The 14346-nt window shown below is 67.7% G+C and carries 9 protein-coding genes; 1 reads left to right on the top strand and 8 read right to left on the bottom strand.

The window, feature by feature from the left end; genetic code table 11:
• Positions 1 to 10: 10 nt before the first annotated feature.
• From KB879_RS26955 to KB879_RS26920, 8 genes are all read right to left on the bottom strand, one after another.
• Positions 11 to 904, bottom strand: a complete 894-nt coding sequence (locus tag KB879_RS26955) for an ABC transporter permease (RefSeq protein ID WP_013957787.1) — start codon at positions 902 to 904, stop codon at positions 11 to 13.
• Positions 897 to 1808, bottom strand: coding sequence for an ABC transporter permease (locus KB879_RS26950; RefSeq protein ID WP_013957786.1), 912 nt, complete (start codon positions 1806 to 1808; stop codon positions 897 to 899). Before KB879_RS26950 ends, KB879_RS26955 begins: the two co-directional genes overlap by 8 nt.
• 69 nt (positions 1809 to 1877) lie before the next feature.
• Entirely contained in the window at positions 1878 to 3482 is a 1605-nt protein-coding gene (locus KB879_RS26945) for an ABC transporter substrate-binding protein (RefSeq protein ID WP_013957785.1), read from the bottom strand.
• Positions 3483 to 3541: 59 nt separating this feature from the next.
• Entirely contained in the window at positions 3542 to 4333 is a 792-nt protein-coding gene (locus tag KB879_RS26940; RefSeq protein WP_013957784.1) for an IclR family transcriptional regulator, read from the bottom strand.
• Positions 4334 to 4454: 121 nt separating this feature from the next.
• Positions 4455 to 6188, bottom strand: a complete 1734-nt coding sequence (locus KB879_RS26935) for an AMP-binding protein (protein WP_153953794.1) — start codon at positions 6186 to 6188, stop codon at positions 4455 to 4457.
• 46 nt (positions 6189 to 6234) lie between these two features.
• Positions 6235 to 9561: a carboxyl transferase domain-containing protein gene (locus KB879_RS26930; protein WP_211980173.1), complete on the bottom strand. Its 3327-nt coding sequence runs from the start codon at positions 9559 to 9561 to the stop codon at positions 6235 to 6237.
• Between the two features lie 354 nt (positions 9562 to 9915).
• Positions 9916 to 11976, bottom strand: a complete 2061-nt coding sequence (gene metG / locus KB879_RS26925) for a methionine--tRNA ligase (RefSeq protein WP_153953796.1) — start codon at positions 11974 to 11976, stop codon at positions 9916 to 9918.
• A 289-nt stretch (positions 11977 to 12265) separates the two neighbouring features.
• On the bottom strand, positions 12266 to 12904 hold the full coding sequence (locus KB879_RS26920; protein WP_211980172.1) for an OmpA family protein: 639 nt from the start codon (positions 12902 to 12904) through the stop codon (positions 12266 to 12268).
• A 338-nt stretch (positions 12905 to 13242) separates the two neighbouring features.
• On the opposite strand from KB879_RS26920, the gene apbC reads away from it, so the two are divergent.
• Positions 13243 to 14331, top strand: a complete 1089-nt coding sequence (gene apbC / locus KB879_RS26915; RefSeq protein WP_013952601.1) for an iron-sulfur cluster carrier protein ApbC — start codon at positions 13243 to 13245, stop codon at positions 14329 to 14331.
• Positions 14332 to 14346 lie beyond the last annotated feature (15 nt).

Here is a 14346-nt window from a genome sequence, read left to right as displayed (position 1 = left end):
TCGGGGCCGGTCATAGCTGCCTCCTTTTCGGGTCGAAGTGGTCGCGCAGCCAGTCGCCCAGCAGGTTGGACGCCAGGCAGGTGGCCATGATGGCCAGTCCGGGCATGGTGATGGCCCACCACGCGTTGGTGATGTAGTTGCGCGCATCGGCTAGCATCAGCCCCCACGACACATCGGGTTGCTGGATGCCCAGGCCGAGAAAGCTTAGCGAGGCCTCGAAGATGATCACCTGGCCAACCTGCAGCGTGGCCAGCACCAGCAGGGTGTTGAGCAGGTTGGGCAGCAGGTGGCGGCGGAAGATGGTGAGCGTGCCGCAGCCGGCCACGCGCGCCAGCGCCACGTAGTCGCGCTGCTTGAGCGACATCACCTCGCCGCGCACGATGCGCGCGTACCAGGTCCAGTAGGTCACCACGATCACCAGCACCACGGTGTTGAAGCCCGGGCCCAGCACCGCGGCCAGCACCAGCGCCAGCGCCAGCGCGGGGATCGACATCTGGATATCGACCAGCCGCATGATGAGCGCGTCCAGGCGCCCGCCGAAGTAGCCGGCCAGCATGCCGGCGGCGGTGCCGATGCCGCCCGAGATCAGGATGGCGTACAGCGCGACCACCAGCGAGATGCGCGTGCCGGCCATGATGCGCGAGAGCAGGTCGCGCCCCATGTTGTCGGTGCCCAGCGGATAGGCCCAGCTGCCGCCCGCCAGCCAGGCCGGTGGCTGGAAGGCCAGGCCGAGGTCGAGGCCATTGGGGTCGTGCGGCAGCAGCGCCTCGCCGCCGACGGCGCAGACCAGCAGCACCGGGAAGATTACCAGCGCAAACCAGGGCAGGCCACTCAGGTCACGCCGCTGGCGCTTGCGGGCCGGCGCCGCCGGGGCGCTGGCAGGAGGAACGGCGATCTCAGGCATGGCGGATCCTCGGGTCGATCAGGCCGTAGCTCAGGTCGACCATCAGGTTGGACAGCACGAACAGCACGGAGGTGAGCATCACGCCCGCCTGCACCACGGGAAAGTCGCGCGCGAACACGGCCTCGACCACGGTGCGGCCGACGCCTGGCCAGGCGAAGATGACTTCGACCACGAAGGCGCCGCCCAGCATCGCCGCGAAGTACACGCCGAGGATGGTCACCAGCGGAATGGCCGCGTTGCGCAGCGCGTACTTCCAGATCAGCACGCGCTCGGGCAGGCCCATGGCGCGGCCCATGCGGATGTAGTCGCTGTCGAGCACATCCAGCATGGCCGAGCGCACCACGCGGGTCTGCGCCGCCACCGGATACCAGCCCAGCGCAATCGCGGGCAGCACCAGGCTGTTCCACGAATCGCGCCCGAACGCCGGCAGCCAGTTCAGCTGCACCGCGAAGAACAGGATCAGCAGCAGCCCGACCCAGAAGTTGGGCATGGCCTGTCCAAGCATGGCGAAGACCTTGGCAAAGCGGTCGAACCAGGAGCCGCGGTAGACCGCCGACAGCACGCCGAACGGCACCGCCATCGCAATCGAGAAGCCCAGCGCGGCCAGCGCCAGTTCCACCGTGGCCGGCAGCCGCTCCAGGATCAGCCCCAGTGCCGGTTCCTGCCAGCGGTAGGAGTTGCCGAAGTCGCCGGTGACGGCATGGCCGAGGAAGACCAGGTACTGCGCCACCAGGGGCTGGTCCAGGCCGAGATGGCGGCGCGTTGCCTCGATCACCTGCGGCGGCGCGTCGGCCGGCAACAACAGGGCAAGCGGGTCGCCGGACAGGCGCGAGATCAGGAAGATGATCACGCTCGCGCCAAGGATGCTGATCAGGCCGTGCAGCAGGCGTTTTGCAATAGGCATGACAGGCTCCGTCGGAGAATTGTCAGCGGGAATGCCGCGCCCGGCTCGGGCGCCGGGCGCGGCGGCGGATCACTGCTTCCAGCTGACTTCCTGGAATGAGCGCCAGTAGTCGCGGATGGGCCAGGGCACGTAGTTGATCTTGTTGTCGCGCCAGGCAAAGGTCACCAGCGGCCGGTAGGTCGGCAGGCCGCCCAGCACGCGCTCCTGCTTGAGCCGCGCGATCTGGCGCAGCAGCGCGGTGCGCGCCGCGGGGTCCATGGTCTGGCGCTGCTTCTCCAGCAGCGCGTCGACCTCGGGGTCGCTGGTGTAGGAATAGGTGCCCCAGCCGCCGCCGCCCTGGTAGCTGTGCAAATGGCCGGACCAGGCCAGTCCCGGGTCGCCGGGCAGCCCCTGCGACCACATCCAGCTCAGCACGCCGTCCATCTCCGGCGGGCCCGAGCGGCCGCGCTTGCCCAGGCTGATCCAGGCCCCGTACTCTAGGTTGCGCACCTGGCAGCGGATGCCCACGGAACTCAGGTAGGCATACATGGCTTCGCCCACTTCCTTCACGCCCGGTTCGCGCGGCGTGGTGAGGTTGTAGCAGGGGGTCTCGAAGCCATTGGGATAGCCCGCCTGCCTGAGCAGCTCGCGCGCACGCTTCTGGTCGAAGGCGTAGGGCTTGAGCTCGGGGTCGTAGCCATTCGACTCCTTGCCCACCTGCGCATAGCGCTCGCCCTGGCCGAACAGCACGCGCTTGATGATGGCGTCGACATCGATGGCGTGCGCGGCCGCCTGCCGCACGCGCACATCGTTGAACGGCGACTTCGGCATCTGCGTGTTGAAATTGAGGAAGAGGTTGTTGCCGCTCACCAGCGTGACGGTCTTCACCCCCGGCATCTTCTTGAATTCCTCGACCATCGACGGCGGCACGTTGTCGATGAAATCGACCTTGCCGGTCTTGAAGGCCGCCACCCGGGTCAGGTCCTCCGGGATCACCTTGATGGTCAGGTCCTTGATGCCCGGGCGCTTTTCCTTGTTCCAGTAGCCGTCGAAGGCTTCCAGCTTCAGCTCGTCCTTGACCGTGCGCGAGACAAACTTCCACGGCCCGGTGCCGACCGGCTTGCGGGCGAACTCTTCTTCGCCGACCTTCTGGATGTACTTCTTGGGCATGGCCCACAGCTGCATGTTGCCGACGATAAACTGCGCATCCGGCTCCTTGAAATGCAGCTTGAAGCGGTGCGCGTCCACGATCTCGAAACGCTCGATTGACGAGACATAGTGCGAGAAGAAGCTGCTCTTGGGGTCGCGCTGGCGTTGCCAGGAGAACTCGAGGTCCTCGGACGTCAGCGGGTCGCCGTTGTGGAAGCGCACGCCCTTGCGCAGCTGCACGTCGAGCACGGGCTTGCCGTCCTTGCCGTTTTCCAGCTTCCAGTTCTCCGCCAGCCAGTTCTCGTCCTTGAGCGCGGCATTGCGGCGCACCAGCATCTCGAAGATCTGGCCGACAAAGTAGTGGTCGACGCCGGCCGAGATCTTGACCGGGTCGAGCGTGGTCGATTCCGCGCCGAAGGCGACGGTGAGGCTGCCGGTGGCCGGCGCGGCCGGTGCGGCCGGTGCGGCGTGAGCCGCGGGGATGGCGGCGGCCAGCATGCCGGCCAGCAGGCGGCGCCGGGCGGCGCCGGTCAACTTCACTTGCATGGTGCTCCTCCTGTTGCGCCGTCTCGTGGCGGCGCTGTTGGTGAGAACAACGGATGCGCTCAGCGCGGGAAGCTGCCTTCCAGCTGGCGTACCACCTCCAGCAGGCGCGGGCGCACCTCGTCGAGCAGGAATGACGGGGACAGGCGGAACGACGGTCCGCCCACGTTGATGGCCATGGGCGGCATGCCATGGCCGGGCTCGAAGCCGCGCGCAATGCCGTTGACGTCCGGCTGCCAGTCGCCCATCGAGCAGGTCACGCCCAGGGTGAGGTGGTCCGCCAGGCCCTGCTCGATGCCCTGGCGCAGGCGCGGCCACGCCATGTCGTCGACGTCGCGCACCTGTTCCATGAAGGCCTGGCGCTCCTGGTCCGGCACCACCGCCAGCCAGGCGCGGCCGATGGCCGAGGTGGCGACGGGAATGCGCGAGCCGGTATCGAGCGTCAGCGCAATCGCTGCGCAGCTGCGGCAGTGCTCGACATAGATCATCGAGAAGCGGTCGCGCGTGCCCAGCGACACCGTGCCGCCGGAAAAGTCGGCCAGCTCCTGCATCAGCGGTCGCGCCACCTTGCGGATGTCCAGCCGCGACAGCATGGCGCTGCCCAGCCGCAGGCAGGCCGTGCCCAGGCTGTACTTGTGGCTGCCTTCGGCCTGCGCCAGGTAGCCCAGCCGCGTCAGGGTGGAGGTCAGGCGCGATACCGTCGACTTGGGCAGCCCGCAGCGCCGGGCGATTTCCTGGTTGCCCAGCACGCGGTCGCTGGTGCGGAAGCAGGCCAGCACTTCCAGCCCGCGCGCCAGCGCGGTGACGAAGTGGCGGTCTTCTTTGAAGGCATTGCCGGTGGATCGGTCCTGCATAACCGTTGGCTCCCTCGTTGTGCCGTTGCATGCCAGCCGCGCTTGTTCGACGCGCAGGCGTGCGGGACGCGCGCGCGGCGTCCTCGTCCGGTACGGCGGTACTACCCGACAGCGGTCCCGTTCAGCCGCCGGCCTCGGTATCCAGCAAGGCCTGCAGCTCGACCTTGCGCACCTTGCCGGTGGCGGTCAGCGGGAACTCGGGCAGGATGCGGATCTCGGGCACCTTGTAGACCGCCATCTGCTCGCGGCACCATGCATGCAGCGTGTCGGCAGTGATGCCGTCGGCATGCTCGGGGCGCAGGCGGATAAAGGCCACCGGGACCTGGCCCTTGTCCGGGTCGGGGCGGCCCACCACGGCCGAGCCCAGCACCGCCGGATGGCGTGACAGCAGCACCTCCAGCTCGGACGGGAACACGCTCATGCCGCGCACCTTGAGCATCTCCTTGCGTCGTCCCAGGAAATGCAGGTAGCCCGCCTCGTCATAGGCGCCGATATCGCCGGTGCGGAACCAGCCGTCGCGGAACACCTCAGCATCCACGTCGGGGCGGCCCCAGTAGCCCTTGAACAGCGACGGCGTGCTGACCACGATCTCGCCTTCCTCGCCGACCGGCAGCACCGCGCCGGTGTCGAAGTCGCAGATCTTGATGCGCGTGCCCGGCACCGGCAGGCCGACAAACACCGGGCGGCCGCGCAGGTCCATATCGTCGTCCTGCATGCCGGTGGTGAAGGTGTCGCTGGTATGGGTCTCGGTCATGCCCCAGGCGCCTTCGGCAATGATGCTGCCGGTCAGCGCGTGCCAGCGCTGGCGGATGTCGGGGGTGATCTTGCGGATGAACGAGGCGGCGCGCGTGTGCTGCAGCGAACGCAGGTCGTAGCGGCCGCATTCGGGGTGGTTCATCAGCTCGACCGCGTTGTCCACCACCACGAAGGTGCGGTTGACACGATAGCGCTCGATCGCGGCCATCACCGCGACCGGGTCCCAGCGCGCCAGCAGCACCACCGTCGCGCCGCTGAAGATCGGGTAGATCAGCCCGAGGTTCTCGCCCGCGATCCAGAACATCGGCAGGAAGTTCAGCATCACGTCGCCGGAGCCTTCTGCCAGCCGTTCCGCATCGACACCGCCGGTGAGCGCGTAGGAAGCCGCCGCGGTGTAGACCATGTCGCGCTGCGTGTGCATGCAGCCCTTGGGCAGGCCGGTGGTGCCGCCGGTGTAGTTCAGTGCGGCCAGCGTGTCCATGTCGGCCGGGGGTTGTGCGACCGGCTCGGTGTCGCGCAGCGCCTGCAGCAGGTCGATGGCGCCTTCCACGGCCAGCGGGGGCGCGTCGAGGCCCGCTGGCAGCGGCAGGTCCGGCTGTGCCGGCAGCATCGCGCCGGCACTGGTGGTGTAGACAGTATGCAGCAGCGTCTGCGCGCGCACTGACATCAGCAGCGGCGCCAGCTGGTCCTGCACGATGACGGTGGTGGCGCCGGCATCGTTCAGCTCATAGACCAGCTCCTGTTCCTTGAAGAGCGGGTTGACCGGCACATACACCGCGCCCAGCTTCAGGATGCCGTAGAAGACCACGTGGAACTGCGGGCAGTTGCCCATCATCACCGCCACCCGGTCGCCCGCGCCCACGCCGCGGCCCTTGAGCAGCGCGGCGCAGCGCTCGGACAGGTCGTCGAGCTCGGCGTAGGTCACGGTGGTGCCGTACCAGACCAGCGCGGGGTGGTCCGGGCGCTTGCGCGCCCACGCGCGCAGATAGTCGCCCAGCGGGGCCTCGCCATGGGGGTAGACCGGTGCGTCGGGCAGGCCGGCGGGCCAGATCTTGCGATGCCGGGCTTCCAGGTCCTCGAAGAACGCCTGTTCGTTCATCTGCTGTCTCCTGTTGCTTTCGCTCTGGTTCTGTCTGCCGCCGTGCCTACCAGGCGTCGACGAAGGTGCGTACCGGACGATGGGGATTGGCGGCGCCGGCCTCGAGCCCGCTGACCACCCACTGGCGGGTGGCGGCGGGGTCGATCACGGCGTCGAGTTCCAGTGCCGCCGCGGCGTTGATGGCATGGCCGCGCTCGTACATCTGCGCCACCAGCTGCTGGTACAGCGCATCGCGCTGCGGACCGGCCGGCAGCGCTTCCAGCTCCTTGCGGAAACCCAGCCGCACCGCGCCCTCGAGGCCCATGCCGCCGAATTCGCCGGTCGGCCACGAGACCGTGAAGGTCGGCGCGCGGAAGCCGCCCGCGGCCATCGCCATCGCGCCCAGGCCGTAGCCCTTGCGAAGCACTACCGCCAGGAACGGCACGCGCAGCTTGGCGCCGGCGACGAACATGCGCGACACATGGCGCACCTGGGCGCGGGCCTCGACCTCCGGGCCCACCATGAAGCCCGGGGTGTCGATCAGCGACACGATCGGCAGCCCGTGCGCATTGCACACCTGCATGAAGCGGGCGGCCTTGTCGGCGGCATCGGCATCGATGGCGCCGCCGAGGTGGCGCGGGTTGTTGGCGAGAATGCCCACGGACCGGCCTTCGATGCGCGCCAGTGCGGTGTGGATGCCGGTGCCAAAACCTGCGCGCAGTTCCAGCACGCTGCCCGCGTCGGCCAGGCCGGCGATGGCGGCGCGCGTGTCGTAGACGCGCAGGCGGTTCTCTGGCACCACCTGGCGCAGCGCCAGCGCGTCAGGCGCCTGCCAGTCGTCGACGCGGCCCTGGAACATCGACAGGTAATGCCTGGCCGCGGCCACGGCGTCGGCCTCATCGTCGACCAGCAGGTCAACCACGCCGTTGTGGTACTGCACCGTGGCCGGGCCGATATCCTCGGGGCGGAACACGCCCAGGCCGCCGCCTTCGATCATGGCGGGGCCGGCCATGCCGATATTGGCGTTGCGCGTGGCGATGATCAGGTCGCAACAGCCCAGCAGCGCGGCATTGCCGGCAAAGCAGCGCCCGGAGGCGATGCCCACCACCGGCACTTCGCCGCTCAACTCGGCGAAGGCGGCGAACGACGGCTGGTACAGGCCGGCCACGGTGGGGAAGTCGATGTCGCCCGGGCGGCCGCCGCCGCCTTCGGCAAAGATCACCGTCGGCAGCCGGTTCCGCAGGGCCACCTCCAGGATGCGGTCGGTCTTGATATGGTTGCGCTTGCCTTGGGTGCCGGCCAGCACTGTGGCGTCGTAGGCCAGCACCGCGCAGCGCGCGCGCTCCGGTGCGAACAGGCTGCCGTTGACGGCGCCGGTGCCGGTGATCAGGCCGTCGGCAGGGGTGTTGGCGATCAGGTCGGCCTCGCTGCGCCGGCTGGCCTGTGCCGCCAGCGCCAGGCCGCCGTATTCGCGGAAGCTGCCGGCATCACACAGGTCGTCGACGTTCTCGCGCGCGGTGCGCTGGCCGCGCGCATGGCGGCGTGCCACCGCCTCGGGGCGGGCCGCGTCGTACAGGAAGGCATGGCGGTCGAGCACGCGCTGCAGGTCGGCGCGGATCGCCGCCGGGTCGGCGTGCTCGGCTTCGCCATCGGCATGGGCGCCGGCGTCGGCCGGCTCCAGCACCAGCATGACCTGGCCCTCGGCCACCTGCTCACCTGAGGCGGTGCGCAGGTCGATCACGCGGCCCGCGTGCTCGGCCACGATGGCATGTTCCATCTTCATCGCATCGAGCACGGCCACGGTCTGGCCGGCCTTGACCAGGTCGTTCTCGCGCGCCAGTTCGATCACGCGTCCGTTCATTGGCGCGCGCACCGCGCACAGGCCCTCGCCCAGTTGCTCCTCGAAGCTTGCCGTGCTGGAAGGTGCCGCCACCTTGGGGGCGCTGCCTCCTGCCAGGGCCTGTCGCGCCGCGTCTTGCGCAGCAATCTGCGCGGCGCGTTCCAGCAGGGCGGGCAGCGCGGCTTCCATATAGCGCGTATGCACGTGCTGGCTGGCAAAGTCCTCGCGCTCGGCCAGCGCCCGCAGCAGGTTGAGGTTGGTGGCGATGCCGCCGATATTGAATTCCCCCAGCGCGCGCTGCAGGCGCCGCACTGCGTCAGCGAAGTTGTCGCTGGCTGAGGTGACGATCAGCTTGGCCAGCAGCGTGTCGTAGTGCGCGGACGGTGCATAGCCGGTATAGCCGTGGGTGTCCACGCGCACGTCCGGACCGGTGGGCGGATCGAAACGCTCCAGCCGCCCCTGTGCCGGCCGTGCCAGCCCTTGCGCGTCGGTGGCCTCGGCATTCACACGCACCTGGATGGCATAGCCGCGCACGCGCGGCGGGTGTTGCGGGTCCAGCCCCAGCTCTGCCAGGCGCCGGCCTTCGGCCAGCCCCAGCTGCACGGCCACCAAGTCCACGCCGGTGACCTGCTCGGTGACGGTGTGCTCGACCTGCAGGCGCGGATTGGCTTCGATAAAGACAAAGGGCAAGGCCGCGCCATCGCGGCGCGCGCCGTCCTCGGGCTCTTCGACCAGGAATTCAAACGTGCCCAGGCTGTGGTAGCGCGCTTCGCGCGCGAGCGTGCAGGCGGCATCGACAATGCGCTGGCGCAGCGCCGGATCGAGCGCCGGGCTGGGCGCGATCTCGACCACTTTCTGGAAACGGCGTTGCAGCGTGCAGTCACGCTCGCCCAGTGCGATCACGTGGTGGCCGTCGCCGGCGATCTGCACTTCGATATGGCGCGCGCGGGCCACCAGCCGCTCGGCGTAGATGGCATCGATGCCGAAGGCCGAGCGCGCTTCGGAGCGGCAGCGCGCATAGGCTTCGGGCAGGGCGTCGCGCTCGCGCACCACGCGCATGCCGCGCCCGCCGCCGCCGCCCACCGCCTTGAGCACCACGCCGGCGCCGTCCTGCTCGTCGAAGAAGGCGGTCACTGCATCGAGCGTGGCGCCGCCCGCAGTGGCGGGCATCACCGGTATGCCGCAGCGTGCGGCCAGCGCCAGCGCGCGGCCCTTGTCGCCGAACAGGGCCAGCTGCTCGGGCTCGGGGCCGACAAAGACGATCTGCGCGGCTGCGCAAGCGCTAGCAAAGTCCGCGCGCTCGCTGAGAAAGCCATAGCCAGGGTGGATGGCGTCGCAGCCGGTGGCGCGCGCTGCGGCGATGATGGCGGGAATGTCGAGATAGGCGGCGGCCCCCTGGCCCTGCAGCGCGACAGCTTCGTCGGCCAGCAGGCGGTGCCGGCTGGCATCGTCGTCGGTGGCATAGACGGCCACGGTGGCGATGCCAAGGTCTCGTGCGGCGCGCTGCACGCGCAACGCGATCTCGCCACGATTGGCGATCAGGAGCTTCTTCACAAATGTCCCCTTCCATGCGAAGCGGCATCGCGCAAGCAGCGTTGCGTGGCCGGCTTCTGTTTTTTGGTTTGTGATTCTGCGAGGTGGAATCTACGCGGCTCGTCCAGGGGTCACAAGCGCGATGCGCCGGAACCATGTATGACATGCCGCGCGTGCATAGCGCGCGAGCGAGGGGGAGGGGAAGTGCTGCCCGTTCTGTTCTGCATTGCAGAATCTCGGGCGCTGTGGCGGGTTGATCCAAAGGCCTGGCTGGCCTTGGGTCGCTACCGATGGGACGCGCGGAACATGGTGTTGCCGCGGATTTGCCGCCCTCTCCCGCGAGCGGGAGAGGGGAACGGCGATGCGTGCTCTGCTTCAGCCGATGCGCATGCCCGGCACCGCGCCCTCGTGCGGTTCCAGGATATACAGGCCCGGCGCGGCCTTCTCATCCGCGGCCGATGCCGCCAGCACCATGCCTTCGGACACGCCGAACTTCATCTTACGCGGGGCCAGGTTGGCCACCACCACGGTCAGCTTGCCGACCAGCTGCTCCGGCGTGTAGGCCGACTGGATGCCGGAGAACACGTTGCGGGTGCGGCCTTCGCCCAGGTCCAGCGTCAGCTGCAGCAGCTTGTTCGAACCTTCCACCTTCTGGCATTCGACAATCTTGGCGACGCGCAGGTCCACCTTGGCGAAGTCGTCGATGGTGATGGTGTCGGCGATCGGCTCGATTGCCGCGCCTGCGGCGGCCGGCGCCGCGGTTGCCTGCAGCGATTCGCGGTTGGCAGCCAGCAGCGCATCGACCTGCTTGGCATCGACGCGCGTCATCAGGTGCTGGTAGGCCTGCACCGGGCTGGCAGCCGACAGCTGCTTGTCGATGGCACGCCAGTCCAGCGGCTCGACGTTCAGGAAGCGTTCCACGCCGGCAGCCACGTTCGGCACCACCGGCTTCAGGTACACCGTCAGCAGGCGGAAGGCTTCCAGCGAGACCGAGCACGCCGCATGCAGCGCCGCGCGCTTGTTTTCGTCCTTGGCCAGTTCCCACGGCTTCTCGGTGTCGACGAAGGCGTTGACCGTGTCGGTCAGCTCCATCACCAGGCGCAACGCCTTGCTGTACTCGCGGGCTTCATAGAGGTGGGCGACCTGCGGGGCGGCCTGGCGCAGCTGCTCGAGCAGCGGGTGGGCCAGCGCGGCTTCATCGACTTTGCCTTCGAAGCGCTTGACCAGGAAGCCCGCGGCGCGACTGGCGATATTGACGTACTTGCCGATCAGGTCGCTGTTCACGCGCGCAATGAAGTCATCGAGGTTCAGGTCGAGGTCTTCCATGCTCGCGTTGAGCTTGGCGGCGAAGTAGTAGCGCAGCCATTCCGGGTTCATGCCGGTGTCGACATAGCTCTGCGCGGTGATGAAGGTGCCGCGCGACTTGCTCATCTTGGCGCCGTCCACGGTCAGGAAGCCGTGGGCAAACACATTGGTCGGGGTGCGGTAGCCCGAGAAGCGCAGCATCGCCGGCCAGAACAGCGTGTGGAAGTACAGGATGTCCTTGCCGATGAAGTGGTACTGCTCGGCGGTGGAATGCGGGCCGACCCAGGCGTCGAAGTCGATGCCTTGCTTCGCGGCCAGGTTCTGGAAGCTGGCGTAGTAGCCAATCGGGGCGTCCAGCCACACGTAGAAGTACTTGCCGGGCGCGCCGGGGATCTCGAAGCCGAAGTAGGGCGCATCGCGCGAGATGTCCCAGTCGGACAGGGTCGAGGCCTCGCCTTCGGCGCCCAGCCATTCCTGCATCTTGTTGGCGGCTTCGGGCTGGGCCAGGTCGGCCACCCATTCGCGCAGGAAGGTCTCGCAGCGCGGATCGGACAGCTTGAAGAAGTAATGGGCCGACGACTTGCGCACCGGCGTGGCGCCGGACACCACCGAATACGGGTTCTTCAGGTCGGTCGGCACGTAGGTGGTGCCGCAGACCTCGCAGGAGTCGCCGTACTGGTCCTTGGCGCCGCACTTCGGGCACTCGCCCTTGATGAAGCGGTCCGGCAGGAACATGTTCTTGACCGGGTCGAAGAACTGCTCGACCTCGCGCTCGGCGATCAGGTCCTCGGCCTTCAGGGCCAGGTAGATCTTCTCGCACAGTTCGCGGTTTTCTTCCGCGTCGGTGCTGTAGTAGTTGTCAAACGACACCAGGAAGCTGTCGAAGTCGCGCTTGTGCTCGGTCCAGACGCGGTCGATCAGTGCCTTGGGTGTGATGCCTTCCTTCTCGGCGCGCAGCATGACCGGCGTGCCGTGGGTGTCGTCGGCGCCGACGTAGTAGACCTCGTTGCCCATCATGCGCTGGAAACGCACCCAGATATCGGTCTGGATGTATTCCACCAGGTGGCCGATATGGATCTGGCCGTTGGCATAAGGCAGGGCGGATGTGACGAGGATGCGACGTGCGGTCATAAACAGGAGCCGGTCAGGAGCGGGGAAATATCAGGGGGACGGCGCCAGCCAGGAGGGAAGGGCGCGTGCCGGGAAGGGGCTATTTTAGCAACTGGCCAGCGCCTGCGCGCCGGTTCCGCATGGCGGAATGGCGAAACCCACGGATCCCTTCGGCCAAAAAAAAGCGCCGGTCAGAGCCGGCGCAGCTTTCCACAACGGAAAAGGAGGAGAAATCAGGTACCGCCCGGGAGGTCAGCCACCCATCGCGAGCCAGCAACGGTGGCAAGCGGCACCTGTTTCTATGACTAGGTCATCCTTGAATTGGTTTCAAAAAAATTTCGACGCGGCGATTTTGTGCCCGTCCGGCCTCACTGCCGTTGTCCGCAACCGGCTGGGATTGCCCGCGCCCTTCGGCGGTCAGGCGATTGCGTGCGACGCCGCGATCACCCAGGTAACCGGCCACGCTCTGGGCGCGGCGCTGCGACAGCTGCATGTTGTAGTTGGGGTTGCCGGTGCTGTCGGTATGGCCCACCACGTTGGCGCTCACGTCCTGGTGCTGGCCCAGGGTCTGCGCGACCTGGTCGAGCACCGAGCGGAACGACGGCTTGATCGTGGCGCTGTCGGTATCGAAAGTCACCTGGCTGGGGATGTTGACCTTCAGCGTGCCATCCGGCTGCTCGGTGATCTGGGTGCCCGTGCCCGCGGTGTCCTTGCTCAGCTTGCCGCGGATGGCGTTCCAGTTGTAGCCGGTTGCGCCGCCGATGGCACCGCCCACCGCCGCGCCCACCAGCGTGCCGGTGGTATTGCCGCCGATCAGGTTGCCAAGCCCGGCGCCGACCGCGGCGCCCACGCCGGTGCCGACTGCCGTATGGGTCTGCTGTTCAGTGGCGCAACCAGCGGCCAGCAGCGTGGCAGCGGCGAGCGAGACGGTAACGAGCTTGATCTTCATGCTTTCTCCTTCTGATGTTCCCGTAAATGTTCTTGGTACCGCATCGCGATGGTAACGCCAAGGCTAGCGGCAGGTAACCTTTTGTACGCGTCGGGCCCGGCCGGTCCTGGCACCGGCTGCGGTGCCGACGTACCGGACCGTCCAACCGCACTACAATATGGATATGGCGGCGCGCGCACAAGTGCAAGCTTGTGAGATTTGTAAATGTCTGTAATCCCACACCCCATGCAGGGTATTGCGCGTGGATTTCCGGCCTTCATGGCCGGTGCTGCATACTTTGATACATTAGGCGCAGGCCACCATGCGCCAGTCCCCCAATCATCGAAGCGGAGTATGTCTTGAGCGTCAGCACTGAGCAGGTCACCGAAGCCCTGCGCACCGTCATCGACCCCAATACGGGCAAGGACCTGGTGTCCACCCGATCGGCCAGGAATATCCGTGTCGACGGCGGCGATGTCTCGCTGGAAGTCGAACTCGGCTACCCCGCGAAGAGCCAGTTTGATCCGATCCGCAAGCTGGTGGTTGCTGCAGTGCGGCAAGTGCCGGGCGTGAGCAATGTCAGCGTGGCCGTCACCATGAAGATCGTCGCGCACGCGGTGCAGCGCGGGGTCAAGCTGCTGCCGGGCGTGAAGAATGTGATCGCGGTGGCGTCGGGCAAGGGCGGTGTGGGCAAGTCCACCACGGCCGTGAACCTGGCGCTGGCGCTGGCGGCAGAAGGCGCGCGCGTCGGCATGCTCGACGCAGACATCTACGGCCCGAGCCTGCCGATGATGCTGGGCATCGACGGCCGCCCGGAATCCGCCGACGGCCAGACCATGGAGCCGCTGGAAGGCCACGGCCTGCAGGCCAACTCGATCGGCTTCCTGATCGAGCAGGACAACCCCATGGTATGGCGCGGCCCGATGGTGACCTCGGCGCTGGAGCAGTTGCTGCGCCAGACCAACTGGCACGACCTGGACTACCTGATCGTCGACATGCCGCCGGGCACCGGCGACGTCCAGCTGACGCTGTCGCAGAAGGTGCCGGTCACCGGCGCGGTGATCGTCACCACGCCGCAGGACATCGCGCTGCTGGACGCCAAGAAGGGCCTGAAGATGTTTGAGAAGGTGGGCATTCCCATCCTGGGCATCGTCGAGAACATGGCGGTCTACTGCTGCCCGAACTGCGGCCACGTCGAGCATATCTTCGGACACGGCGGCGGCGAGAAGATGTGCGCCGACTACGGCGTGGACCTGCTCGGCAGCCTGCCGCTGAACCTGCAGATCCGCGAGCAGGCCGACTCCGGCCGTCCGACCGTGGTGGCCGAGCCCGACAGCCCGGTGGCCGAGATGTACCGCGCCATCGCGCGCAAGGTGGCGATTAAGGTCGCCGACAAGGCGCGCGACATGACCAGCAAGTTCCCGAGTATCGTGGTGCAAAACACCTGAGGGCGCGGCGCGCCG

It is taken from the genome of Cupriavidus sp. KK10, from assembly GCF_018223725.1.
Taxonomy (GTDB): Bacteria; Pseudomonadota; Gammaproteobacteria; order Burkholderiales; family Burkholderiaceae; genus Cupriavidus; species Cupriavidus necator.
This window is presented reverse-complemented; position numbering and strand designations above follow the sequence as displayed.